Origin of the sequence: Propioniciclava sp. MC1683, assembly GCF_014164675.1 — a bacterium.
GTDB lineage: Bacteria > Actinomycetota > Actinomycetes > Propionibacteriales > Propionibacteriaceae > Propioniciclava.
Genome location: NZ_JACJFX010000008.1, coordinates 100,006 through 124,747, shown reverse-complemented (window position 1 = coordinate 124,747; position 24,742 = coordinate 100,006). Strand labels below are relative to the sequence as shown.

The following is a 24,742-nucleotide window of genomic DNA, read 5'->3' as shown; positions in this document are numbered from 1 at the left end:
GGTGTCGGGGGCCACCGGGGTTCCCACCACAGGTCCACACGGCACACAGGTTTTGTTGAAGAGGAGCTCACCATGGCGGTTGCAGATCGCGAGAAGGCGCTGGCGGCGGCGCTGGCCCAGATCGAGAAGGCCCACGGCAAGGGGTCGGTGATGCGGCTGGGCGAGGAGACGCGCCTCCCCATCGAGGTCATCCCCACCGGTTCGATCGCGCTCGACGTGGCGCTCGGCATCGGCGGGCTTCCCCGCGGCCGCGTCGTCGAGATCTACGGTCCGGAGTCCTCCGGTAAGACCACGGTCGCGCTGCACGCGATCGCCAACGCCCAGAAGCTCGGCGGCATCTGCGCGTTCATCGACGCCGAGCACGCGCTCGACCCCGACTACGCGGCCAAGCTGGGCGTCGACACCGACGCGCTGCTGGTCAGCCAGCCCGACAACGGCGAGCAGGCCCTCGAGATCGCCGACATGCTGGTGCGCTCGGGCGCCCTGGCGCTGATCGTGATCGACTCGGTCGCCGCGCTCACCCCGCGCGCCGAGATCGAGGGCGAGATGGGCGACAGCCACGTCGGCCTCCAGGCTCGCCTGATGAGCCAGGCGCTGCGCAAGATGACCGGTGCGCTGTCCGCCTCCGGCACCACGGCCATCTTCATCAACCAGCTGCGCGAGAAGATCGGCGTCATGTTCGGCTCGCCCGAGACCACGACCGGTGGCCGCGCGCTGAAGTTCTACTCCTCGGTGCGCCTCGACGTGCGCCGCATCGAGACGTTGAAGGACGGGACGGACGCGGTCGGCAACCGCACCCGCGTCAAGGTCGTCAAGAACAAGGTCGCCCCGCCCTTCAAGCAGGCCGAGTTCGACATCGTCTACGGCGCCGGCATCAGCCGCGAGGGCAGCCTGATCGACCTGGGCGTCGAGCACGGCATCGTCCGCAAGGCCGGGGCCTGGTTCACCTACGAGACCGACCAGCTCGGCCAGGGCAAGGAGAACGCGCGCAACTACCTGCGCAACAACCCCGACGTCGCCAACGAGATCGAGAACCGCATCAAGACCAAGCTCGGCATCGGCCTGAAGCCGGGCGACGTCCCGGCCGCCGGTGACGACGTGCCGGAGGAGATCGACCCGGTCACCGGCGAGGTCAAGTTCTGACGGTGTCGGAGGACTTCGCCCGCGAGATCGCGCTCCGCCTCCTCGAGGTGCGGGCGCGGTCCCGGGCCGAGCTCGCCCAGGCCATGGCGAAGAAGGACGTGCCGGCCGAGACCATCGAGTCGGTCCTCGACCGGTTCGAGGAGGTCGGTCTGGTCGACGACGCCACCTTCGCCGGGCTGTGGGTCGAGGGCCAGCAGCGCCGCATGAAGTCCACGCGGGCGCTGCGCCAGGAGTTGCGGCTCAAGGGGGTCGACTCCGAGGTCATCGACGAGGCGCTCGCCGAGACGGCCGACGATGCCGACTACCAGGCGGCCCTCGCGCTGGCCCAGAAGAAGATGCGGTCCATGGGCGGCCTCGAGCCGCACGTGCGCTACCGGCGCCTGGCCGGTGCGCTCGCGCGCCGCGGGTTCGCACCCGGCCTGTGCCATCGCGTGCTGTCCGAGGTCACCGAGGAAGCCGCCGACGGCCACCCCGACAGGTGATTGCCACTGTCGGTTGCGCGGTTTAGGCTCGGGTCACCCCCACCGGTGGGGTCATGGACGCAAGGAGTCACCCGCAGATGCCCAGCTCGTCGACCCGTAAGCCGCTCGTCCCCCGTCTGATCGCCCTGGCCGTCGGCCTCGTGCTGGCCCTCACCGGGGCCGCCGGGCTCGCATCGGTGGCCGCACCGACCGCCTCCGCGGACACCACGAGCGTGACGCTCGTGGGCGACCTGCAGTCCGAGCTGGGCTGCCCGGCGGACTGGGCGCTCGACTGCGCGGCGACCAACCTCGCCGACGCCGACGGCGACGGCGTGTGGACGGGGGAGTTCACCGTCCCGGCCGGCGACTATGAGTTCAAGGTTGCCCTCAACGGCGGCTGGGACGAGTCGTACGGATTCAACGGCGGCAACTACCCGCTGAAGCTCGCCGCCGCGACCACGCTCGACTTCGCCTTCGATGACGCCACGAACAAGGTCTCGCTCTCGGCCCCCGGCCTGCCCGGGGCGTACGACGCCACCACGGACGCCGGCCTCGTCGCGGCGCCCGCCCGCGAGCTGGGCGAAGGGGAGAGCTTCTACTTCGTCCTGACCGATCGCTTCGACAACGGCGACCCCGGCAACGACACCGGCGGCCTGACGGGCGACCGCATGGTCACGGGCTTCGACCCGACCGACAAGGGCTTCTACCACGGCGGCGACATCGCCGGCCTGGCCGACCGGCTCGACTACATCGAGGGTCTGGGCACGACCGCGATCTGGTTGACGCCGTCGTTCAAGAACAACCCGGTCCAGGGCGAGGGCGCAGACGCGTCCGCCGGCTACCACGGGTACTGGATCACCGACTTCACCCAGATCGACCCCCATCTGGGCACCAACGACGAACTCAAGGCGTTCATCGACTCCGCCCACGCGCGCGGCATCAAGGTCTACTTCGACATCATCGCCAACCACACCGCCGACCTGATCGACTACGCCGAGGGCGAGTACTCCTACATCGACACCGCCACGAGCGCCTACCGCGACACCGCCGGCAATGAAGTCGACGTGTCCGCGCTCGCTGGTCAGGCAGGGTTCCCCGACTTCCACCCCGACACCCGCTCGTTCCCGCGCACGCCGGTCCGGTCGCCCGAGAGCCCAGTGATGGTGCCCGAGGTGCTGAACGACGTGACGCTCTACCACAACCGCGGTAACTCGACGTGGTCGGGCGAGTCGGTCACGTTCGGCGACTTCGACGGGCTGGACGACCTCATGACCGAGGATCCTGTCGTCGTCGACACGATGATCGACATCTACGAGGCCTGGGTGGACCTGGGCATCGACGGCTACCGCATCGACACGGCCAAGCACGTGAACTTCGAGTTCTGGCAGGCCTTCACCACGGCGGTCAACGACCATGCTGCCGCGGCGGACAACCCCGATTTCTTCATGTTCGGAGAGGTCTACGACGCCGACGCGCGCCTGCTGTCGCCGTACGTGCGCGACACCGACATGACCAGTGTGCTCGACTTCGCCTTCCAGTCCTCGGCGCTCAACTACGCCAAGGGCTACACCGCAGCCGGCCTCACGGGGCTGTTCGCCGCCGACGACTACTACACGACCGACCACTCCTCGGCGTCCGCCCTGCCCACCTTCCTGGGCAACCACGACATGGGCCGCATCGGCACGCTCCTGCAGGGCTCCGGCGCCGAGCTGGATCGCTCGCGCTTCGCCCACGCCCTCATGTACCTGACGCGCGGCCAACCGGTCGTCTACTACGGCGACGAGCAGGGCTTCGTCGGTGACGGCAACGACAAGGACGCCCGCGAGGACATGATGGCCTCGCAGACCGCCAGCTACCTCGACAACGTCCTCCTCGACGGGACGCCGTACGGCACCGGCGCGCACTTCGACACCGGCGCCCCGCTCTACACCCACATCGCCGCCCTCTCGGCGCTGCGCGACGCCCACCCGGCCCTCGACACCGGCGCCCAGGTCGAGCTGCACGCCGCCGACGGCCCCGGGGTCTACGCGTTCGCCCGGGTCGACCGCACCGAGAAGGTCGAACACCTGGTCGCGTTCAACAACACCACGGACCCCGCGACGGCCACGTTCACCACCCTGACGCCCGCGGCGTCCTACGCGCCCCTGTTCGGCACCACCACCGCCATCACGTCGGACGCCGGGGGTGCGGTCACGCTCACCGTCCCGGCCCTGTCCGCCGTCGTTTTCAAGGCGGACGCCCGCGTGGCCGACGCCGGGGACGCGCAGGCGATCACACTCGCCGCCGGCGCGCCCGACGCGGGCGGGCTGATCCCCATCACCGCCGACGTCGCCGACGACCGCTGGGCCGAGACGTCCTTCGCCTACCGCGTCGGCACGGGGGAGTACGTCGCGCTCGGCACCGCCGAGGACGACACGCCGCGCGTGTTCGCCGACTTCCGCGACCTGCCCGCCGGCACCGCCGTCGAGCTCCGCGCGGTCTCGGTGGACGCCGACGGCTCGGCGGTGGCCGTCTCCCGGCTGCTCGTGGTCGGGACTGACCTCACGGACCCCGCCCCGACGGCCCCGACCGGCGACCTGGTCACCGTGCCCGGCAGCCACAACGCGGCGATGGGGTGCCCCGGCGACTGGCAGCCCGACTGCGAGCGCGCCGCGCTGACGCTGGACCCCACCTCGGGGCTGTACACGGGCACGTTCACGCTGCCCCCGGGAGAGTACGAGTACAAGGTGGCCATCGGCGGTTCGTGGGACGTCAACTACGGCCAGGGCGGGGTGCCCGGCGGCGCGAACGCCGTCTACACCCACCCCGGCGGCGAGGTGACCTTCTTCTACGATCCCGTCAGCCACGACTTCTCCAACACCAGTCAGGGCCCGATCGTCACCCTGCCCGGGTCGTTCAACGCGGCCATCGGCTGCCCGGGCGACTGGCAGCCCGACTGCATGCGCACCTGGATGCGTGACCCGAACCTCGACGGCGTCTACACGTGGGAGACCACAGCCATCCCGGCCGGCTCCTACCAGGTCAAGGTGGCGCACAACCGGTCGTGGGCCGAGAACTACGGTGTGGACGGCGACCTTGACGGCACCAACTACACGTTCACCGTCGGTGAGGCTGGCAAGCGTGTCGTGTTCACCTACGACATCGCCACTCACCAGCTCACCATCACCGTCGAGGACGCCTCGCTGGCGGGCACCGGGCAGTTTCTCGCCCACTGGGTGGACGCCACCACCATCGCGTGGCCGGCCGACCTGGCGCCCGACACCGCGAACACCACGTGGCAACTGTGGGCCGACCCCGACGGCGGCATGAGCCTGGTGGACGGCAGCGTCAGCGGCGGAGCAGGCGAGGCCGCGACGCTGGTCGGCACCCTCACTCACGAGCCGACCGGTCTGACGGCCGCTCAGCTGGAGAACCGCAAGCACCTCACGGGCTTCCTCGCGCTCAAGCTCACGCTCGCCGAGGGCGCCAGCGTCGAGGATGCCCTCACCGGGCAGCTCCTCGTCCTCCAGTCGGGCACCGACGGCACCCCGCAGGTGCTGACCGGCGTGCAGGTGCCGGGCGTGCTCGACGCCCTGTACGCCGCAGCCGCGCGTGCGACGGACCTGGGCGTGAGCCTGGAAGCAGGCGTCCCGACCCTGCGCGTGTGGGCTCCGACCGCCCGCACGGTCTCGCTCGAGCTGTTCGACTCCATCGCGGCCGAGGGCACCCCGGCGGTCGTCGCCATGACGCGGGCGTCCGACGGCACGTGGAGCGTGACCGGCGAGGCGGCCTGGGTCAACCGCGCCTACCGGTACGCGGTCGACGTGTACGCGCCGAGCACGGGCACCCGCGTGACCAACCACGTCACCGACCCCTACTCGGTGGGGCTGACCCTGAACTCCACGGCGTCGGTCATCGTCGACCTTGACGACCCCCAATGGGCGCCCGCCAACTGGGCGAGCACCCCGGCGCCGAAGCTCGACCAGTTCGTCGACCGGGCGATCTACGAGCTGCACATTCGTGACTTCTCGATCTCCGACGAGACAGTCCCTGAGCCCCAGCGCGGCACGTACGCCGCCTTCGCCCTGGACGGGACGGATGGCACCAAGCGCCTGTCCGAGCTGGCAGAGGCGGGGATGAACACCGTCCACCTGCTGCCGAGCTTCGACATCGCGACCATCGAGGAGGACCGCGCCGCCCAGGCGGTCCCGGACATCCCCGCCGACGCGGGCCCGGACTCGAGCGAGCAGCAGGCAGCGGTGATGGCCGTCTCCGATGCCGACGGCTTCAACTGGGGTTACGACCCGTTCCACTTCATGACGCCCGAGGGTTCGTACGCGACCGCCGGCGAGCAGGTGGGCGGCGACCGCACCCGCGAGTTCCGCACCATGGTCGGCGGGCTGCACCAGCTCGGCTACCAGGTCGTGCTCGACAAGGTCTACAACCACACCGCACAGTCGGGCCAGGGTGACACGTCGGTGCTCGACCAGGTCGTGCCCGGCTACTACCACCGCCTGTCGCTGACCGGCCAGGTCGAGACGTCCACCTGCTGCCAGAACGTCGCCACCGAGCACGCGATGGCCGAGCAGCTCATGGTCGACTCCACGGTGCTGTGGGCGCGCGACTACAAGGTCGACGGATTCCGCTTCGACCTCATGGGCCACCACAGCCGCGACAACATGCTCGCCGTCCGCGAGGCGCTGGACGCCCTCACGCCGGCGGCCGACGGGGTGGACGGCAAGGCCATCTACCTCTACGGCGAGGGCTGGGACTTCGGCGAGGTCGCCGACAACGCGCGCTTCCACCAGGCGACGCAGGGCCAGCTCGGCGGCACCCACATCGGCGCGTTCAACGACCGCCTCCGGGACGCCGTGCACGGCGGCGGGCCATTCGACGAGAACAAGTCCGAGTTCCAGGGGTTCGGCACCGGGCTGTACACCGACCCGAACGGCGTCTCGACGGCCTCTCCCGAGCAGCAGCTCGCCGATCTGCGCCACGACCAGGACCTGATCCGGCTGGGTATGGCCGGCAACCTCGCCGACTACGCCTTCGAGACGTCCGCGGGCGAGCTCCAGACGGGCGCGCAGCTCGACTACAACGGGTCCCCGGCCGGTTACGCCACCGAGCCCGACGAGTCGGTCAACTACGTGGACGCCCACGACAACGAGACGCTGTACGACCTGGGCGTGTGGAAGCTGCCGGTGGACACGCCGATGGCCGACCGCGTCCGGATGAACACCGTCTCGCTCGGCACCGTCGCGCTGGGCCAGTCGCCGGCGTTCTGGCACGCGGGCACCGACCTGCTGCGCAGCAAGTCGTTGGACCGCAACTCCTACAACTCCGGTGACTGGTTCAACACCCTGGACTGGTCGATGCAGTCGAACAACTTCGGCGTGGGCCTGCCCCCCGAGCCGGACAACGGCGGCAAGTGGGCGGCCATGAGCCCGCTACTGGCGAACCCGGCGCTCAAGCCCGCTCCGTCTGACATCGCGATGTCGCGCGACGCGGCGCTCGAGCTGCTGCAGCTGCGGTCGACGAACCCGCTGCTGACGCTCGGTTCCGCGGAGCTGATCAAGGAGCGGGTGACGTTCCCCAACGCGGGCGCCGACCAGACCGCCGGCCTCATCGTGATGCACGTCGCCGACCCTGCCGGAGCGGCCGATGTCGACCCGGCGAAGGACGGGCTGCTGGTGGCGATCAACGCGTCGCCGGAGGCGATCACGGAGGCGATCGACGGCCAGGCCGGCGTCGAGTACGTCCTCGATCCGGTGCTCACCGACGGCGTCCGGGACGACCCGGTGGTGGCCACCACGACGTGGGAGGCCTCCTCCGGCACGCTCACGATCCCGGCGCGCTCGGTCGTCGTGCTCAACGACGCCGCCGAGCCGATGGTGGAGTACGTGACCCCCGTGGCACCGACGTTCCGCGACGTCAACGGCTGGAAGCACGACCGTGTGGTCATCCCAGCCGTCGAGGGCGTGGAGTACCTGGTCGACGGCCAGGTCGTCGCCGCGGGCTCGCACCCGGTCGCGAAGGGCGCCAAGGTCACCGTCGATGCCCGGCCACTGGAGGGTTACGCATTCGCCGACGGGGCGGAGGCCTCGTGGACGTACGCGTTCGGCAACACCGCGGCGTGGAAGAAGGTGCCCCGCTAGCGGCATGACGGTCCAGGAGCCAGGTCGCGCCAGCCGAGCGAGCGTCGTCACGGTGCTCGCCACCTACGCCGCCGCGCTGGTGCTCGGCGGCCTGTTCGGGGCGATCGGGTCGGTCATCCCGTGCTCGGGCTTCCTCTGTTCGATCGGCAACGCCATCCTCGGTGCCGGCGTGGGCGTGCTGGCGTCGGCGGTCATCGCCGCCGTCGTCGCCCGCCGTCACGGCGTGCGCTGGTGGTACACACCCATCGCCTACGGCCTCCCGGTGCTGGCCGTCGCCGGCCAGTCGAGGCTCGACGGTGTGACCGGCGACGGCCTCGGGACGGCGCTGTGGGTCCTGGCGATCGGTGCGCCGGTGCTGGCGCTCGCCGTGGCCGGTCCGATGCGGGTCTGGGTGCGGGTGTTGTTGGTGGCCCTCCTCGCCGTCGCCGTGGTGGTCGTGCCGGTGCTCGACGAGGCGGCCAACGCCCGCGATCGTGACCGACAGCGTCGCACCGTCGTCGCCACGTGGCGCAACCTCGACGTGCCGGTCTACGCACCCGTCGGCCGGGCCGACATCACCGTGAACGCACTGGGGTTCTCGACCCAGCCGGGCGCCGGACAGGAGGCCTGGTACGACATGGCCCAACCCGGGCTGGCCGGTGAGGCGCGGGTGTGGCTGGAGACCGGGCCCGACGCCACGTCCCAGTGCGACGGGGCCCACGCACCCCACGACCTCGGCGACGGCGTCGTGGTGCTGGGCGACCCCGCTGACCCGACCACCATCTGCCGCACGATGGGTGACGCGAAGCTCACCCTGTGGCAGGACGGCTCCTCCGGGGACTGGACCGGCGCGCGCCTCGTCGACCTGGCCCGCGACCTCGAGGCCACCGACACCCAGTGGCTCGAGCAGCACCTGCGCGGTCGCTGAATGGGAGACCCCGCCCCGCTGACGTAGACTCGACCCTCGCCATGACTGCTACCGCCACGCCGCGCACGTACGAGGTCATCACGTACGGCTGCCAGATGAATGTCCACGACTCCGAGCGCATCTCCGGGCTGCTCGAGGACGCGGGCTACGCGCGCGCCCCCGAGGGCGACCAGGCCGACATCGTCGTGTTCAACACCTGTGCCGTGCGCGAGAACGCCGACAACCGCCTCTACGGCAACCTCGGCCACCTCGCCCCGGTCAAGGCGAAGACCCCCGGCATGCAGATCGCCGTCGGCGGATGCATGGCGCAGAAGGACCGCGACACGGTCGTCAAGAAGGCCCCGTGGGTCGATGTCGTGTTCGGCACCCACAACATCGGCTCGCTGCCCGTGCTGCTCGAGCGCGCCCGCATCGAGCAGGCCAGCCAGGTCGAGATCGAGGAGGCGCTGACCCGCTTCCCGTCGACGCTGCCCACCCGCCGCGAGTCGCCGTACGCCGCGTGGGTGTCGATCTCGGTGGGCTGCAACAACACCTGCACGTTCTGCATCGTCCCCGCGCTGCGCGGCAAGGAGACCGACCGCCGTCCCGGCGACATCCTCGCCGAGGTGCGCGCGCTGGTCGACGAGGGCGTCCAGGAGATCACCCTGCTCGGGCAGAACGTGAACTCCTACGGCGTCGAGTTCGGCGACCGCCTCGCGTTCGGCAAGCTGCTGCGCGCCTGCGGCGAGGTCGAGGGGCTGGAGCGCGTCCGCTTCACCAGCCCCCACCCGGCCGCGTTCACCGACGACGTCATCGCCGCCATGGCCGAGACCCACAACGTCATGCCGAGCCTGCACATGCCGCTGCAGTCGGGCTCCGACGCCGTGTTGCGGGCGATGCGCCGGTCGTACCGGTCGGAGAAGTTCCTCGGCATCCTCGACCGCGTGCGCGCCGCGATGCCCGAGGCCGCCATCACCACCGACATCATCGTCGGCTTTCCCGGCGAGACCGACGAGGACTTCGAGCGCACCCTCGAGGTCGTCCGCGCCTCCCGGTTCGCGGCCGCGTTCACGTTCCAGTACTCGATCCGGCCCGGCACGCCCGCGGCCACGATGCCCGACCAGGTGCCCAAGGCCGTCGTCCAGGAGCGCTACGAGCGCTTGGTCGACCTGGTCGGCGAGATCACCTGGGCGGAGAACAACAAGCTCGTCGGCCGGACCGTCGAGGTCATGTTCGCCGAGGGCGAGGGCCGCAAGGACGCCGCGACCCACCGCCTCTCGGGCCGCGCCCGCGACAACCGACTCGTGCACGTCACGATCCCCGAGGGCATGGACGCCCCGCGCCCCGGCGACCTCGCCGACGTCGAGATCACCTACGCCGCGCCGCACCACCTCAACGCCGACGGTGCCGTGACCAACCTGCGCCGCACGCGCGGCGGCGACGCCTGGGCCCGCTGGCAGGGCGCACCCGCGGCGTCCACCCCCGGCGTCGGGCTGGGCATGCCGCTGCGCCGCCCCGAGCCGATGCCGCCAGCGGTCGCGGGCTGCAGCGCGACCTGACCCGGGCAGCACTCAGGGCCACCCCCAGCGGGGATGGCCCTGAGCGAGATGCTTGCGTCTTGGACGGACGGGGCAAGGGCCGCCGGATCCGAGAAGGGCGGCAGGTCAGGCCTGCGGCTGCTCCGGTGCGTCGTTGGGTGAACCGATGTTGTCCTTCAGGAACTCCGTGGCCTGGTCGACCTTGTCAGCGAACTGACCGCCGGTCTTCTCCTTGATGAAGTCCGCGGCGTCGTCGATCACGGCCTCGATGCGCTCCTCGTTGGCGTCGATCTGGCCCTTGATGTCGTCGAAGATGCCCATGGGCCCTCCTTTCTCTCGTCCGGTGCCGGCCCTGCTTCCCCCGGCACCACCCACGGTAGACCTACGGCGAGCTGCGGTGCCCGATCTGGGCCAGAATGATCGGGTGCTCCCGATCCTCGCGCTGAACGGCCCCACGGCCAGCGGCAAGTCCGCGCTCGCCGTGGACGTCGCCGTGGCGCTCGCGTGGCAGGGCCAGCCGGCCGAGGTCGTCAACGCCGACTCGATGCTGGTCTACCGCGGCATGGACATCGGCACCGCCAAGCCGACCCCCGCCGAGCGCCGGGGCGTCCGGCACCACCTCATCGACGTCATGGACGTCACCCAGACCGCCTCCGTCGCCGAGTTCCAGGCCGCGGCGCGGGCGGTGATGGAGCGGTGCCGGGCCCGCGGCGTCCTGCCGATCGTGGTGGGCGGGTCGGCGCTGTACATGCGCGCGATCCTCGACCACTTCGAGTTCCCGGGCACGGACGCCGACGTGCGGGCCCGCTGGGAGGCCGAGCTCGACCGGGTCGGCCCGGAGGCCTTGCACGCCGTGCTGGCCGAGCGCGCGCCGGACACCGCCGCGGAGATCCTCCCCGGCAACGGACGGCGCATCGTGCGTGCGCTGGAGGTGCTCGAGCTCACCGGTGGCCACGCTCCGACGCTGCCCGAGTGGACCTACGCCCTGCCGAACGTCGTCAGCGTCGGACTCGAGGTCGACCGGGCGCTCATGGACGCCCGCATCGCCGAGCGCGTCGACCGGATGTGGGCCGACGGGCTCGTCGACGAGGTCCGGGCCCTGGAGCGCCGGGGGCTGCGGACCGGGCGGACGGCGTCCCGCGCCATCGGGTACCGGCAGGTGCTGCAGTACCTCGACGGGGAGCTGTCCGAGGACGAGGCGAAGCAGGCCATCGTGCGGGCGACCAAGCGGTTCGCGCGCAAGCAGCTGGGCTGGTTCCGGCGCGACGAGCGCGTCACGTGGCTCACCGCCGGCGACCCCGGCCTGGCGCAGACGTTGGCTGAACAGCTGACCCGTTGACATTTCCGGGTGGAGAAACCCCAAGGATCCTTGGGGTTTCTCCACCCGGAAATGCATCTGGAATCCGTGCGACAATCGCCGGGTGCTGAGCTTCGCCAAGGGACACGGGACGCGCAACGACTTCGTCCTGGTCACGGACGCCGACGACGCGCGCCCGCTGACCGACGACGACGTGCGCTTCCTGGCCGACCGCCGGTCCGGGATCGGCGGCGACGGCGTCCTGCGAGCGGTGCGGGCGCGGCACGTGCCCGGGTGGGACGGTGACCCCGACCTGTGGTTCATGGACTACCGCAACGCCGACGGCTCCATCGCCGAGATGTGCGGCAACGGCGTGCGCGTGTTCGCGCGCTACCTCGTCGAGGAGGGGCTCGTGCCGGAGGGCACGACGTCCATCGACCTGGGCACCCGCGCCGGCCTGCGCACCGCCGAGCTGCTGCCGGACGGCCGCGTGCGGGTGTGGATGGGGCGTCCGGAGACCAACGACGCCGGCACTGTCGTGCGCGTAGACGGCCAGGAGTGGGGCGCGACCAGCGTCGACGTCGGCAACCCGCACGCCGTGGTCCTGCTCGGCGAGGGCGACGCGTTGGCCGCCCTCGACCTGGGCGACGCTCCCGAGTGGACGCCGCGGGCGAACTTCCCCCACGGGGTCAACGTCGAGTTCGTCGACGAGCTCGCCGAGGACCGGGTTCGCATGCGCGTGTTCGAGCGCGGCGTGGGCGAGACCGAGTCGTGCGGCACGGGCACCGTGGCGGTCGCCTCTGCGGTCGCGCGGGCCCACGGGAAGACTGAGGGCCGCTGGACCGTTGAGGTACCTGGCGGTGAGGTCGTGGTCGACCTCGCCGGCGGTGAGGCCTGGCTGACCGGCCCGGCCGTGATCGTGGCGCGCGGCCACGTGGACCTTCCGCGCGAGGAGAAGAATGACTGACACCTACGACGCCGACCTCGACTCCGAGGTCGACGACTACGACGGCGACCAGCTCGACCTGGCCGAGCGCCTGTCGCTGCGCCGCGTGGCCGGCATGTCGACCCAGCTGTCCGACATCACCGAGGTCGAGTACCGCGAGCTGCAGCTGGAGCGCGTGGTGCTCGTGGGCGTGTGGACCTCCGGCAGCCAGACCGACCACGACAACGCGATGGCCGAGCTGAAGCTGCTCGCCGAGACCGCGGGGTCGGAGGTGCTCGAGGGCCTCGTCCAGCGGCGCACCCACCCCGACCCGGCGACCTACATCGGCCGCGGCAAGGTGGACGAGGTGCGCGAGGTCGTCATCGCCACCGGCGCCGACACGGTGATCGCCGACGGCGAGCTCGAGCCCGCCCAGCTGCGCAACCTGGAGGACCGCATCGGCGTGAAGGTCATCGACCGCACCGCGCTGATCCTCGACATCTTCGCCCAGCACGCCAAGTCGATCGAGGGCAAGGCCCAGGTCGAGCTGGCGCAGTTGCAGTACCTGCGACAGCGCCTGCGCGGATGGGGTGGCAACCTGTCCCGCCAGGCCGGCGGCCGGGTCTCCGGCGGTGCCGGCATCGGTGGCCGCGGCCCCGGTGAGACGAAGATCGAGACGGACCGCCGTCGCATCCGCACCCGGATCTCGCAGCTGCGCAAGCGCCTGCGCGAACTGGACGCCGTGCGCGACACCAAGCGGGCCGAGCGGCGCCGCAACCAGGTGCCCTCGGTGGCGATCGTCGGCTACACCAACGCCGGCAAGAGCTCGCTGCTCAACCGTCTGACCGGCGCGGGTGTGCTCGTCGAGGACGCCCTGTTCGCGACGCTGGACCCGACCACCCGCCGGTCCCAGACCGCCGACGGTCGCGTGTTCACGCTGACCGACACGGTCGGGTTCGTCCGGCACCTGCCGCACGACCTGGTCGAGGCGTTCCGCTCCACGCTGGAGGAGTCGACGGAGGCCGACCTGCTGGTGCACGTCGTGGACGCCTCCGACCCCGACCCCGTCGGCCAGATCAACGCGGTGCGTACGGTGCTGAACGAGATCGGCGCCAACGACATCGCCGAGCAGATCGTGTTCAACAAGATCGACCTGGCGAATGAGACCGACCTGGTGCCGCTGCGCACGGTCGCGCCGGATGCGCTGTTCGTGTCGGCGCGCACGGGAGCCGGGCTGGAGGAGCTGCGCGCCCGCATCGAGGAGCGGCTGCCCCGGCCGGCGGTCGAGGTGGAGGCGCTGGTGCCGTACGCGCGGCACGACCTGATCGACCGCATCCACAAGGCGGGGGAGATCGTCTCGACCGAGCACACGGGTGAGGGGACGCTCGTGCGGGCGCGGGTCAATCATGACCTCGCCGGCGAGCTGGCGGAGTTCGCGCGATGAACGACTTCCTGCCGCTGTGGCACATCGCCCACCGGGCCGACTGGGAGGCCGCGCTGGCCGACGGCGTCTACCTGCACTCCACGCGGGGGCGCACGCTGGGGGAGGAAGGGTTCATCCACTGCTCCTACCCCCATCAGATCGGCGTGGTGGCACGGACGTTCTACGCCGACGACCCCGAGCCGCTGGTGATCCTGGAGATCGACCGGACGAAGCTGGGTGCCACCAAGGTGCGCGTGGAGTCGGTCGAGGGGGTCGGGTACCCGCACCTGTACGGGCCGCTGCCCACAGCTGCGGTCGAGCTGATGCGGGCCCTGGCTTTCGACGAGGACGGCGCGCTGATGCTCGGCGACCCCGAGGACCCGGCCACCGGCGAGCCGCCGGTCGAGGACGACCCGATCAAGGAGATGTTCTCCGCGGGCTCCTGACGTTGGCGGTGTTGTCCGTTTGTTGTCCGGGTGGGTCGCCCCGCCGGAACGACGCCGCGTTGAAGTAGCCTCGATCAGGTGCCGTCCCGAACCGACCAGATCCTCGACGCCGCCGTCGAGGCCATCGGTGGTGCGCCCCGCGAAGGCCAGGTGACGATGGCCCGTGCGATCGAGCACGCCTTCGATACGGGTGAGCACCTGCTCGTCCAGGCGGGCACCGGCACGGGCAAGTCGCTGGGCTACCTCGCCCCCGCGCTAGCGCACCTGCACGAGAACCCGCGCGGCCGGGTCATCGTCGCCACCGCCACCCTCGCGCTGCAGGCCCAGCTGGCGAACTCCGACATCCCCGCCGCGCTGGACGCCGCCGAGAAGGTCACCGGACGCCGCGCCACCGCCGCGATCCTGAAGGGCCGCACCAACTACGCCTGCCTGCACCGCGCGATCGAGGGCACGGGTGCCGAGCAGGACTCCCTCCTCGGCGGCGAGGTGCTCGCCGAGGGCCTGCGGTCCGCGAAGGCCGACACGGCGTCCGTGATCGGGGCCGAGGTGGTCGCCCTGCGCGAGTGGGTGCAGACCGAACTGGACGCCGACGGCGCGGGAGACCGCGACGACGCCCCCACGCACACCGCCGCCGCGTGGGCCCAGGTGTCGGTGCCGGTGCGGGAGTGCCTCGGCCAGCAGTGCGCGTTCTTCGAGGCCTGCTTCGTCGAGCGGTCGCGCGAGACCGCGCGCAACTCCCAGCTGGTGGTGACCAACCACGCCCTGCTCGCCATCGACGCGATGCACGGCAACTCGGTCCTGCCCGAGCACGACTTCCTCGTCATCGACGAGGCCCACGAGCTGACCTCCCGGGTGACGGGGGCGGCCTCCCACGAGTTGAGCCCGCAGCAGGTCGAGCGGGTCGCCCGCCGCTGCCTGCCCCTCCTGGACGACGACGACCTCGCCGTCGAGTTCCTCGACCTCGGCGACGCCCTGCAGCAGGCCCTCGACGAGGCGCCGCTGGAGCGGATCGAGGACCCGGACTCACCCCTCATCCCCGTGCTGCAGCGCATCCGCGAGGTGAGCCGCGCGGTGGTCAGCGAGCTCAAGGGCGACGACCCCGACCGCAAGCAGGCCGCCGCGGCGGCGAAGGAGGTCTTCGACGTCGCCGAGGCGATGGCGGCGCTGAAGCCGACCGACGTGCTGTGGGTGTCCGAGCGCGAGCGGTTCGGCCGCTGGCTGGTCGTTGCGCCCCTCGACGTGGCCGGCCTGCTCCGCGAGCGCGTGCTCTCGAACACCACGACGGTGCTCACCTCGGCCACGCTCAAGCTGGGCGGCGACTTCGAGTCGATCGCCTCCTCGGTCGGCCTGGCGCGGGGCGATCGCCTGCTCGACACCGAGCCCGAGGACCCCACCGGTCTGGAGTGGCGCGCCCTCGACGTGGGCTCGCCGTTCGACTACGCGCGCCAGGGCATCCTCTACGTCGCCCAGCACCTGCCGAACCCGCGCCGCGACGGCATCACCCCCGAGGCCCTGGCCGAGGTCGCCGAGCTCGTGTGGGCCGCGGGAGGCCGCACGCTGGGCCTGTTCGCGTCCCAGCGCAACGCCGAGGCCGCCGCCCGCCACTGCCGCGCCGAGCTGCCCAAGATGACGTTCCTGTGCCAGGGCGACGCCCAGCTCTCCGAGCTGACCCGGCGCTTCATCGACGAGCCCGCCACCTCACTGTTCGGCACGCTCAGCCTGTGGCAGGGCGTCGACGTGCCCGGCGAGACCTGCCAGCTGGTGATCATCGACAAGATCCCGTTCCCACGGCCCGACGAGCCGCTGCTGCAGGCGCGCCAGCAGTCGGTGGCCCAGTCGGGCGGCAACGGGTTCATGGCCGTGGCTGCGACCCACGCGGCCCTGCTGCTGGCGCAGGGGTCCGGACGCCTCATCCGCCGGTTGTCCGACCGTGGGGTCGTCGCCGTCCTCGACCCACGCCTGCGGACCGCCCGCTACGGCTCCTTCCTGCGCGCCTCGATGCCCGGCTTCTGGTCGACCACCGACCGCGAGGTCGCGGTGAATGCCCTGCGCCGGCTGGGTGGGGGCTGAGCCGCGCCCGCGGCGTCCGGGTCACTCGCCCAGGGCGAGCGCCGCGGCCGGGGGCACCTTCGAGGCCCGCACGGCCGGCAGCACGGAGGCCAGCCAGCCGGCGAGCAGGGCGACCACCACGATGAGCGCCAGCCGTTCCCACGGGACGCGGAGGAGCAGTTCGGCGTCCGCACTGACCAGGGCCGACACGCCGGCGAACCCGTACACGATGCCCAGCACCAGCCCCAGCACCACGGCCACCGCGGCGAGCAGGACCGCCTCCCAACCCAGCGAGGCCCGCAGTTGCCCGCGGGTGAGCCCCATGGCCCGCAGCAGGCCCGATTCCTGGCGCCGTTCGTGCACCGACAGCGCGAGCGTGTTGCCGATGCCCACCACCGCGATGACCACCGCCACCGCGAGCAGCCCCAGGACCACCAGCAGCACCGTGTCGATCATCTGCTGCACCTGCACGCGGCGCTCGGCCACCGAGTTCACGTCGACGCCGGGACCCACCTCGCCGAGCGCGGCGCCCACGCGGGCGACCGCCCCCACCGGGTCCACGCCATCGACCAGGCGCACCCCCAGGGAACGCATCGGGTGTGGGTCCAACTGGGCCATGGTGGCCGGGGTCACCGCGTTCAGGCCGTCCGCGCGAGGGTTGACCGCAACGGTGAGGGTCACCTGCCGTTCGGCGCCGGTCAGCGTGATGGGCACACCGTCGGGCAACTTCATCTCGGGACCGACCAGCAGCACGCCGTCGGTGAGCTGCCCCAGGTCGATGGGGGCGCGCAGGACCCCCGCCGAGTCGGGCTCCATGCCCCGGAGGGGCACCCACTGCCCGTCCTCGGTCGTGGCCGAACTCGACAGCAGCACCGTGGAGGCCGCGACGTCCGGCAGCGTGGCGGCCAGCTCCACCTGCGCGTCGCTCAGCAGCTCCCAGCTGGTGACCTCGACGTCCATCGGGTAGTGGCGTGCGAGGTCGGCCTCGATGGAGGCCTGCCCGGTCGCGGCGCCGACGGTCATCATCGTGACGAGGGTGACCCCGACCAGGAGCGCCCCCGTGGTGGCGGCGGCCCGCCCGGGGTTGCGGACGGCGTTGTCGGCCGCGAGCTCGGCGGGCAGCCCGCCCGCGCGGCGCAAGCCGGCACCCAGCAGTCGCGCGAGGACGGGGACGATGCGGCGTCCGAGCGCGAGCACACCCGCGACGCTGAGCAGGCCGCCCGCGATGCCCACCAGGACGCTGAGGCTGGCGGCGACGTTGGCCAGCGGTAGGGCCACCGCGCCCGCTACCAGGATGACGAAGCCGGTGAGAGTCACGACGAGGGCCACGACCGGACGCCCCTGCCGCACCCGCGGATCCACCGCGGTCGCGACCTGGGGACGCATCGCCGCCAGCGGGGGGACCCGCGTCGCCTGGCGGGCCGGGATGAGCGCGGCACCGACGGCGAGCGCGACGCCCACCACCAGGGGCACGACGATATCGCGCGGGGCGATGGCCAGGTCGTCGATGGCCAGCACCGGGTTGCCCTGCGACAGCGGCGCGATCCCGGCGACGGCTGCGGCGCCCAACCCGAGGCCGACGAGCGCCGACACCAGGCCCAGCACGGCGGCCTCGGCCAGGACCGTGCGGAACACCTGGCCCTGCGTGGCCCCCACGGTGCGCAGCAGCGCGAGCTGGCGGGTGCGCTGCGCGACCAGGATCGCGAAGGTGTTGGCCACGACGAGCCCCGCCACGATGACCGCGACCGCACCGAAGGCCAACAGCATCGCGGCCAGTTGCTCCGAGCCGCGCGTGAACTCCCTGACGCGCTGGTCGGACGCCTCGGACGCGGTGAGCACGGCCGCCCCCGTCCCGGCCGTCTCGGGGACCGCGAGGACGGCGTTGCGCAGCTCGGCCTCGGGGAGCGTGCCGTGCACGTAGAGGTCGGTGTAGCTCGTGCGGCCCGACAGCCGCTGGATGCCCTCCATGGTGAGGAAGACGTGGGGCATCTCGCGGTAGGCGGTGGTGTCGGCGCCGGCGTCCACGATGCCGACGATCGTGTACTCCTGCCGGTTCTCGACCTCGAACGTCGCGGTGTCGCCCGGACGCCAGCCGCGCAGCTCGGCGGCCACGCGGTTCACGGCAGCCTCGCGGTCGGACCCGGGGAGGCGTCCCTCGAGGAGCTGGGTGCGGTCGGACAGCTCGGGTGGCGTCTGCACCAGGAACGTCTGGGCGCTGTTGTCGTCCACGGACCCCGCGTAGGTCGACACCACCGGCCGCACCCGGTCGACGCCGGGAAGGGCGCGCAGGGTGGCCACGTAGGACTCGGGGAGGGTGGGCGGCGCGGCGGAATCGGGGTCCTGGGTGAGGACGACCTTGGCGTCGCGCGTGGCGCCGCCGGCTGCGGCGCGCAGCGACGTGTCCAGGGAGGTGGCGAGCATGAGGGCGGCGGCGACGAAGCCGACGCCCAGGGCGAGGGCCAGGGCCGCCGAGAGCAGGCGGCGGGGCGAGGTCAGCACCGGGTCACGCCCCGATCGTGGCGCGCTCGTCGGCGGCGATGCGGCCGTCGGCCAGCCGCAGGATGCGGTCGGCGTACGAGGCTGCGGTCGCGTCGTGGGTGACCATGACGATCGTCTGGCCCAGGTCGCTGACCGAGGCGCGCAGGAAGGTGAGGAGCTGCTCGGAGGCCGCCGAGTCGAGCGCACCGGTCGGTTCGTCGGCGAAGACCACGTCGGGCCGGGTGATCAGCGCGCGGGCCGCGGCGACGCGCTGCTGCTGGCCGCCGGAAAGCTCGGACGGCCGGTGGGTGAGCCGGTCGCCGATGCCGAGCACGTCGACGACGTGGTTGAACCAGTCCTGGTCGGGCTTGCGGTGGGCCAGCTTGAGGGGGAGCAAGATGTTGGCCCGGGCGTCCATGGTGGGGAGCAGGTTGAACGCCTGGAAGATGAAGCCGACGCGTTCGCGGCGTAGCAGGGTGAGGGCCTTGTCATCGAGGGCGGTGATCTCGACGTCGCCGATCCAGGACCGGCCCGACGTCGCGGCGTCCAGCCCGGCGGTGAGGTGCATCAGGGTGGACTTGCCTGAACCCGAGGGGCCCATGACGGCGGTGAACTCGCCGCGGTGGATCTCGACGGTCACGGCGTCCAGGGCGCGGACGAGCGTCTCGCCGGTGCCGTAGGTCTTGGTCAGGGCTTCGGTGCGGACGGCCGCGCCGGGCTGGGACATGGGGGCTCCTCGGAACGTGCTGGGTACGGCAGCACGCTAGTGGCGGCGGAACCGGGGCGGATCGGCCGGGGGGTGGGAACGACGATCCCCCCACGGGTGCACGCACGGCGCCCGTGGGGGGATCGTCGTGGCTCAGACGCGGCGCAGGACCGCGGTGACCTTGCCCAGGATGGTGGCGGCGTTGCCGTCGATGGGCTCGTAGGCGGCGTTGTGGGGGAGCAGCCAGACCTGCCCCGGCGTCCGCTTGAAGGTCTTGACCGTCGCCTCGCCGTCGATCATCGCGGCGACGATGTCGCCGTTGTTCGCGTCGGGCTGCTGGCGGACCACCACGTAGTCGCCCTCGCAGATGGCCGCGTCGATCATCGAGTCGCCCTTGACCTCGAGCAGGAACAGCGTGCCCTCGCCCACTAGGTCGCGGGGGAGCGGGAGCACCTCCTCCACCCTCTCCTCGGCCAGGATCGGCCCGCCGGCCGCGATGCGGCCGACCATGGGCACGTTGACCGCGCGCGAGACGTGCACGTCGTCGCCGTACCCGGACGCCGCGGGCTCGGCCTGGTCGGGGGCCGGCACGCCCTCGGGGTGGATGTAGGCCGGGCCGTCGCTGTTGGGCAGGTGCACCATCAGCGCGCGGGGGCGCTTGGGGTCACGCGACAGGAAGCCCTTGCCCTCGAGCACCTTGAGCTGGTGGGTGACGCTCGAGGGGGACGCCAGCCCGACCGCGTCGCCCATCTCGCGGATGGTGGGCGGGTAGCCGCGCGTTTCCAGGGCGTCCTTGATCGTCTCGAGGATCAGTCGCTGCCGGATCGTGAGGCCCTGCGCGTCCTCCCCTTGGACGGGGAGGTTGCGGGCCTTCGCGATCGCCGCGATGTCGTCGTCGGTCGGCCGCCCTCGCCGGGTCTGCTTGGGGATGTCGGGGCGGGCCTTGCCGCGCCGCGTGAACTCCGTCGCCATGCGTCCACGCTAGGGCAATCGAACGCAGCATTCAAACATGTGTTCGGGCGTGTTCGAACAGTCGATCCCCTTGCATCAAGAAATGTCAGAGGGGCCTGCGAGGGTCTGACCAGACCACAACACGGGTCGAACGATTGTGCGAATGGTGCTTGCATTCGCACGGGCGTTCGAGAATACTGTTCGAACAAGCGTTCGAAGAAGGAGATCATGATGACCGCTCAGCTGCTGGAGTACACCTCCCCCTCTGACGTGCTCGTCCGCCGCGTGCAGGCCGCACGTGCCGCCTCCGTTCGGGCGACGGTGGCCCCGCACCGCGAGGGCAACGTCATCCACGCCTCGTGGGGTGCCACCCAGGCCCGGGCTTGCGACGTGTCGCGTCCGGCCGAGGTCGTACCGGCCCCCGCCGTGGCTCCGGTCGCCGCCGCGCCCGCCGCCCGCCTGGTGTGGACGGAGCGGGGGATCGCCGTGATGGTGTCCCTGGTGGCGCTGGTCTTCGGTGTCATGCTGACCACCGTCGTGGGCGCCTTCCTCTCGGTGAGCAACGCCCCGCTGGTCGCCCTGGTCGGCGGCTGAGCGACCCCTCGGCCCCGGTTTTCGGGTGGTTCCCGAGCGCGACACGCCGTACGCACGGCGTGTCCCCGGCGTGGGGCTTGCATTGTGGTGAGGACTGCTCCTAACCTCTACATGTAGTAGTTACACCGTTGTGTTTCATCCACAGATTGTGGTCAGTCGCACACACGCTGTACACGGTTCATCCACACGTTCCTCCACAGAGGGGGTTCGTCGCGGCCATGTTGAGGAGGTGGGTCCCGGTGCACTGCCCGTACTGCCGGTTCAACGACTCACGCGTCCTCGACTCCCGCGTCGCCGAGGACGGCAGCTCCATCCGCCGGCGCCGCGAGTGCCGCTCCTGCACCAAGCGGTTCACCACCCTCGAGCAGATGCAGCTCGTGGTCGTGAAGCGCTCCGGCGTCGTCGAGCCCTTCTCCCGCGAGAAGGTCGTCACCGGCGTCCGCAAGGCCTGCAAGGGCCGCCCGGTCACCGAGGCCGACCTCGCCAAGCTCGGCCAGCGGGTCGAGGAGAGGCTCCGGGCCAGCGGCCAGGCCGAGATCCCCGCCGACGAGGTCGGCGTCGCGATCCTCGGGCCGCTGCGGGACCTGGACCCGATCGCGTACCTGCGCTTCGCGTCCGTCTATAAGCACTACGAGTCGGTGGAGGACTTCGAGGCCGAGATCGCCCGGCTGAGGGCCGCCGCCGAGCAGGCAGGGAGCGAGCCGGCGGCGTCCGTGCCCGAACCCACCGCCGAACAGCTGTTCTGAACACACCCGCCGGACGCGCGGTACGCGTCGAACCACACCCAGGAGGAGAAGTAGTGACCGAGACCAAGCAGGCACCCCGCCGGCCATCCGCGAAGACCAAGGGCCTGACGATCGACCGCGTCTACACCACCGAGGGTGTGCACCCGTACGACGAGGTGACGTGGGAGCTGCGCGACGTCGTCCAGACCAACTGGAAGACCGGCGAGAACGTGTTCGAGCAGCGCGGCGTCGAGTTCCCCGACTTCTGGAGCCTCAACGCGTCGACGATCGTCACGACCAAGTACTTCCGTGGCGCGCTGGGCACCGAGGTGCGCGAGAAGAGCCTGCGCCAGCTGATCGACCGCGTGGTCGGCAAGTACGTCTCCGCCGGCCGCGAGAACGGCTACTTCGCCACCGAGGCCGACGCCGAGGTCTTCGAGCACGAGCTGACCTGGATGCTCCTCCACCAGGTGTTCAGCTTCAACTCCCCGGTGTGGTTCAACGTCGGCACCAAGAGCCCGCAGCAGGTGAGCGCCTGCTTCATCCTCAGCGTCGACGACTCGATGGATTCGATCCTCAACTGGTACAAGGAGGAGGGCTTCATCTTCAAGGGCGGCTCCGGCGCCGGCCTCAACCTCTCCCGCATCCGGTCGAGCAAGGAGCTGCTGTCCTCCGGCGGCACCGCGTCCGGCCCGGTCTCCTTCATGCGCGGTGCGGACGCCTCGGCGGGCACCATCAAGTCCGGTGGCGCCACCCGCCGCGCGGCCAAGATGGTCGTTCTCGACGTCGACCACCCCGATATCGAGGAGTTCATCGAGACCAAGGCGCGCGAGGAGGACAAGATCCGCGCCCTCCGCGACGCCGGCTTCGACATGGACCTGGGTGGCAAGGACATCGTGTCCGTGCAGTATCAGAACGCCAACAACTCGGTCCGCGTCAACGACGAGTTCATGAAGGCCGTCGAGGACGGCACCGACTTCGGACTCCGCGCCCGCATGAGCGGCGAGGTGATCGAGAAGGTCGACGCGCGCGACCTGTTCAACAAGATGGCCAAGGCCGCATGGGAGTGCGCCGACCCGGGCATCCAGTACGACGACATGATCAACGCGTGGCACACCAACCCCGAGACCGGCCGCATCACGGCGTCCAACCCCTGCTCGGAGTACATGAGCCTCGACAACAGCTCGTGCAACCTGGCGTCGCTGAACCTCCTGAAGTTCCTCAACGACGACGACAGCTTCGACGTGGAGAAGTTCGTCAAGGCGTCCGAGCTGATCATCACCGCGATGGACATCTCGATCACCTTCGCCGACTTCCCGACCGAGTCGATCACCCAGACCACCAAGGACTACCGCCAGCTCGGCATCGGCTACGCCAACCTCGGCGCGCTGCTGATGGCGATGGGTCGCGGCTACGACTCCGAGGGTGGCCGCACGCTCGCCGCCGCCATCACCTCGCTGATGACCGGTGCGGCCTACCGCCGCTCCGCCGAGCTCGCCGCGGTCGTCGGCCCGTACGCCGGCTACGCCCGCAACGCGTCGGCGCACCAGAAGGTCATGCGCAAGCACCAGGCCGCCAACGACGACCTCGTCCTCACCGAGAAGGCCGACGCCCCCGTGCTGGCCGCGGCCACCGAGGAGTGGGCCAAGGTCGTTGAGCTGGGCGCCAAGAACGGCTTCCGCAACGCCCAGGCGTCGCTGCTCGCCCCGACCGGAACCATCGGCTTCATGATGGACTGCGACACCACCGGCATCGAGCCCGACTTCTCCCTGGTGAAGTTCAAGAAGCTCGTCGGCGGCGGCTCGATGCAGATCGTCAACCAGACGATCCCGCGGGCGCTCAAGCGCATGGGCTACACCGCCGAGGTCGCCGAGGCGATCGTCGCCTACATCGCCGAGCACGGCCACGTCGTGGGTGCGCCCGGCCTCAAGACCGAGCACTACGAGGTCTTCGACACCGCCATGGGCGAGCGCTCCATCAAACCGATGGGCCACGTCCGCATGATGGCCGCCGTGCAGCCGTTCCTGTCGGGCGCCATCTCCAAGACGGTGAACCTGCCCGAGTCGGCCACGGTCGAGGAGATCGCCGACGTCTACCTGCAGGGCTGGAAGCTCGGCCTCAAGGCGCTCGCGGTCTACCGCGACAACTGCAAGGTCGGCCAGCCGCTGTCCGACGGCAAGAAGAAGGAGGAGCCGAAGGCCGAGGAGGCCCCGAAGCCCGAGGTGCGCGTCGAGTACCGCCCGCGCCGCCAGCGCCTGCCGAAGACCCGCACGTCGCTGACCACGTCCTTCACCGTGGGTGGCGCCGAGGGATACCTCACCTCGAGCCAGTACGACGACGGACGCCTCGGCGAGCTGTTCCTCAAGCTCGGCAAGCAGGGCTCGACCCTGGCCGGCGTGATGGACGCCTTCTCGATCGCGATCTCCATCGCCCTGCAGTACGGCGTGCCGCTGGAGACCTACGTCCAGAAGTTCACCAACCTCAAGTTCGAGCCCGCCGGCATGACCGACGACCCCGACCTGCGGATGGCCCAGTCGATCATCGACTACGTGTTCAAGCGCCTGGCGCTGGACTACCTGACCTTCGACGAGCGCGCCGAGCTCGGCATCTACACGGCGGCCGAGCGTGCCCGCTACGTGGAGACCGGCTCGTACCTCTCCGAGGAGGACGAGGCCCAGATGATCGAGTCGGAGTCGCTGAAGAACGACGCCGTCGACGACATGCGCTTCGACGAGGCCGGCCCCAACCAGCCGACCCTCATCACCGCGCAGCCCGACCTCTCGACCGCCCACACGACGGCCGAGTTGATGGAGAAGATCTCCGGTGTGTCCGTGGACGCCCCGCTGTGCTTCACCTGCGGCACCAAGATGCGCCCGTCCGGCAGCTGCTACGTCTGCGAGGGCTGCGGCTCGACCAGCGGCTGCAGCTGATCGTGTGACACCGCTGGCCTGACCAGCACCGAGGGGCGGGACCTGATGGTCCCGCC

The 24,742-nt window shown here is 71.0% G+C and carries 17 protein-coding genes; 13 read left to right on the top strand and 4 right to left on the bottom strand.

What is annotated here, in order from left to right; all coding sequences use genetic code 11:
* The first annotated feature begins 72 nt into the window (after nt 1–72).
* The 5 genes from recA to miaB all read left to right on the top strand — a co-directional run bounded on the left by recA (nt 73) and on the right by miaB (nt 10,183).
* Entirely contained in the window at nt 73–1,143 is a 1,071-nt protein-coding gene (gene recA, locus H5397_RS07400; protein WP_182816133.1) for a recombinase RecA, read from the top strand.
* A 2-nt stretch (nt 1,144–1,145) separates the two neighbouring features.
* Nucleotides 1,146–1,625, top strand: a complete 480-nt coding sequence (locus H5397_RS07395) for a regulatory protein RecX (RefSeq protein WP_182816131.1) — start codon at nt 1,146–1,148, stop codon at nt 1,623–1,625.
* A 77-nt stretch (nt 1,626–1,702) separates the two neighbouring features.
* Nucleotides 1,703–7,738, top strand: a complete 6,036-nt coding sequence (gene pulA, locus H5397_RS07390) for a pullulanase-type alpha-1,6-glucosidase (protein WP_182816129.1) — start codon at nt 1,703–1,705, stop codon at nt 7,736–7,738.
* A 4-nt stretch (nt 7,739–7,742) separates the two neighbouring features.
* Nucleotides 7,743–8,645, top strand: a complete 903-nt coding sequence (locus H5397_RS07385; protein WP_182816127.1) for a hypothetical protein — start codon at nt 7,743–7,745, stop codon at nt 8,643–8,645.
* Nucleotides 8,646–8,686: 41 nt separating this feature from the next.
* The gene (miaB, locus tag H5397_RS07380) at nt 8,687–10,183 is read left to right on the top strand and encodes a tRNA (N6-isopentenyl adenosine(37)-C2)-methylthiotransferase MiaB (RefSeq protein ID WP_182816125.1); all 1,497 of its coding nucleotides are present in this window, start codon (nt 8,687–8,689) and stop codon (nt 10,181–10,183) included.
* Nucleotides 10,184–10,288: 105 nt separating this feature from the next.
* Here the strand turns inward: miaB and H5397_RS07375 are convergent, their stop codons facing one another.
* Nucleotides 10,289–10,483 carry an antitoxin gene (locus H5397_RS07375; protein ID WP_182816123.1) on the bottom strand — a complete coding sequence of 65 codons (195 nt, stop codon included), beginning with the start codon at nt 10,481–10,483 and terminating at the stop codon, nt 10,289–10,291.
* Nucleotides 10,484–10,586: 103 nt separating this feature from the next.
* Between H5397_RS07375 and miaA the strand changes: the two genes are divergently transcribed.
* The 5 genes from miaA (at nt 10,587) to H5397_RS07350 (ending at nt 16,323) form a co-directional block, all read left to right on the top strand.
* Nucleotides 10,587–11,501, top strand: coding sequence for a tRNA (adenosine(37)-N6)-dimethylallyltransferase MiaA (gene miaA, locus H5397_RS07370; protein ID WP_309224311.1), 915 nt, complete (start codon nt 10,587–10,589; stop codon nt 11,499–11,501).
* 82 nt (nt 11,502–11,583) lie between these two features.
* On the top strand, nt 11,584–12,426 hold the full coding sequence (dapF, locus tag H5397_RS07365; RefSeq protein ID WP_182816121.1) for a diaminopimelate epimerase: 843 nt from the start codon (nt 11,584–11,586) through the stop codon (nt 12,424–12,426).
* The gene (hflX, locus tag H5397_RS07360) at nt 12,419–13,828 is read left to right on the top strand and encodes a GTPase HflX (RefSeq protein WP_182816119.1); all 1,410 of its coding nucleotides are present in this window, start codon (nt 12,419–12,421) and stop codon (nt 13,826–13,828) included. Before dapF ends, hflX begins: the two co-directional genes overlap by 8 nt.
* Nucleotides 13,825–14,253 carry a DUF952 domain-containing protein gene (locus tag H5397_RS07355; protein WP_182816117.1) on the top strand — a complete coding sequence of 143 codons (429 nt, stop codon included), beginning with the start codon at nt 13,825–13,827 and terminating at the stop codon, nt 14,251–14,253. Before hflX ends, H5397_RS07355 begins: the two co-directional genes overlap by 4 nt.
* A 156-nt stretch (nt 14,254–14,409) precedes the next feature.
* Nucleotides 14,410–16,323, top strand: coding sequence for an ATP-dependent DNA helicase (locus tag H5397_RS07350; protein WP_182816235.1), 1,914 nt, complete (start codon nt 14,410–14,412; stop codon nt 16,321–16,323).
* A gap of 21 nt (nt 16,324–16,344) precedes the next feature.
* Here the strand turns inward: H5397_RS07350 and H5397_RS07345 are convergent, their stop codons facing one another.
* From H5397_RS07345 to lexA, 3 genes are all read right to left on the bottom strand, one after another.
* Entirely contained in the window at nt 16,345–18,801 is a 2,457-nt protein-coding gene (locus tag H5397_RS07345) for an FtsX-like permease family protein (protein ID WP_182816115.1), read from the bottom strand.
* A gap of 4 nt (nt 18,802–18,805) precedes the next feature.
* Nucleotides 18,806–19,507: an ABC transporter ATP-binding protein gene (locus tag H5397_RS07340; protein WP_182816113.1), complete on the bottom strand. Its 702-nt coding sequence runs from the start codon at nt 19,505–19,507 to the stop codon at nt 18,806–18,808.
* A gap of 132 nt (nt 19,508–19,639) precedes the next feature.
* The gene (lexA, locus tag H5397_RS07335; protein WP_182816111.1) at nt 19,640–20,458 is read right to left on the bottom strand and encodes a transcriptional repressor LexA; all 819 of its coding nucleotides are present in this window, start codon (nt 20,456–20,458) and stop codon (nt 19,640–19,642) included.
* A gap of 210 nt (nt 20,459–20,668) precedes the next feature.
* Between lexA and H5397_RS07330 the strand changes: the two genes are divergently transcribed.
* From H5397_RS07330 to H5397_RS07320, 3 genes are all read left to right on the top strand, one after another.
* The gene (locus H5397_RS07330) at nt 20,669–21,031 is read left to right on the top strand and encodes a hypothetical protein (RefSeq protein ID WP_182816109.1); all 363 of its coding nucleotides are present in this window, start codon (nt 20,669–20,671) and stop codon (nt 21,029–21,031) included.
* 239 nt (nt 21,032–21,270) lie between these two features.
* Nucleotides 21,271–21,777, top strand: a complete 507-nt coding sequence (gene nrdR, locus H5397_RS07325) for a transcriptional regulator NrdR (RefSeq protein ID WP_182816233.1) — start codon at nt 21,271–21,273, stop codon at nt 21,775–21,777.
* A 53-nt stretch (nt 21,778–21,830) separates the two neighbouring features.
* The gene (locus H5397_RS07320; RefSeq protein ID WP_182816107.1) at nt 21,831–24,686 is read left to right on the top strand and encodes a vitamin B12-dependent ribonucleotide reductase; all 2,856 of its coding nucleotides are present in this window, start codon (nt 21,831–21,833) and stop codon (nt 24,684–24,686) included.
* The last annotated feature ends 56 nt before the right edge of the window (nt 24,687–24,742 follow it).

Bases quoted from the DNA above. Each gene is read 5' to 3' on its own strand.
- H5397_RS07375 (WP_182816123.1), bottom strand. From the start codon at position 10,483: ATGGGCATCTTCGACGACATCAAGGGCCAGATCGACGCCAACGAGGAG.
- H5397_RS07355 (WP_182816117.1), top strand. From the start codon at position 13,825: ATGAACGACTTCCTGCCGCTGTGGCACATCGCCCACCGGGCCGACTGG.
- hflX (WP_182816119.1), top strand. From the start codon at position 12,419: ATGACTGACACCTACGACGCCGACCTCGACTCCGAGGTCGACGACTAC.
- H5397_RS07385 (WP_182816127.1), top strand. From the start codon at position 7,743: ATGACGGTCCAGGAGCCAGGTCGCGCCAGCCGAGCGAGCGTCGTCACG.
- H5397_RS07340 (WP_182816113.1), bottom strand. From the start codon at position 19,507: ATGTCCCAGCCCGGCGCGGCCGTCCGCACCGAAGCCCTGACCAAGACC.
- pulA (WP_182816129.1), top strand. From the start codon at position 1,703: ATGCCCAGCTCGTCGACCCGTAAGCCGCTCGTCCCCCGTCTGATCGCC.
- miaB (WP_182816125.1), top strand. From the start codon at position 8,687: ATGACTGCTACCGCCACGCCGCGCACGTACGAGGTCATCACGTACGGC.
- lexA (WP_182816111.1), bottom strand. From the start codon at position 20,458: ATGGCGACGGAGTTCACGCGGCGCGGCAAGGCCCGCCCCGACATCCCC.
- H5397_RS07330 (WP_182816109.1), top strand. From the start codon at position 20,669: ATGACCGCTCAGCTGCTGGAGTACACCTCCCCCTCTGACGTGCTCGTC.
- H5397_RS07350 (WP_182816235.1), top strand. From the start codon at position 14,410: ATGGCCCGTGCGATCGAGCACGCCTTCGATACGGGTGAGCACCTGCTC.
- recA (WP_182816133.1), top strand. From the start codon at position 73: ATGGCGGTTGCAGATCGCGAGAAGGCGCTGGCGGCGGCGCTGGCCCAG.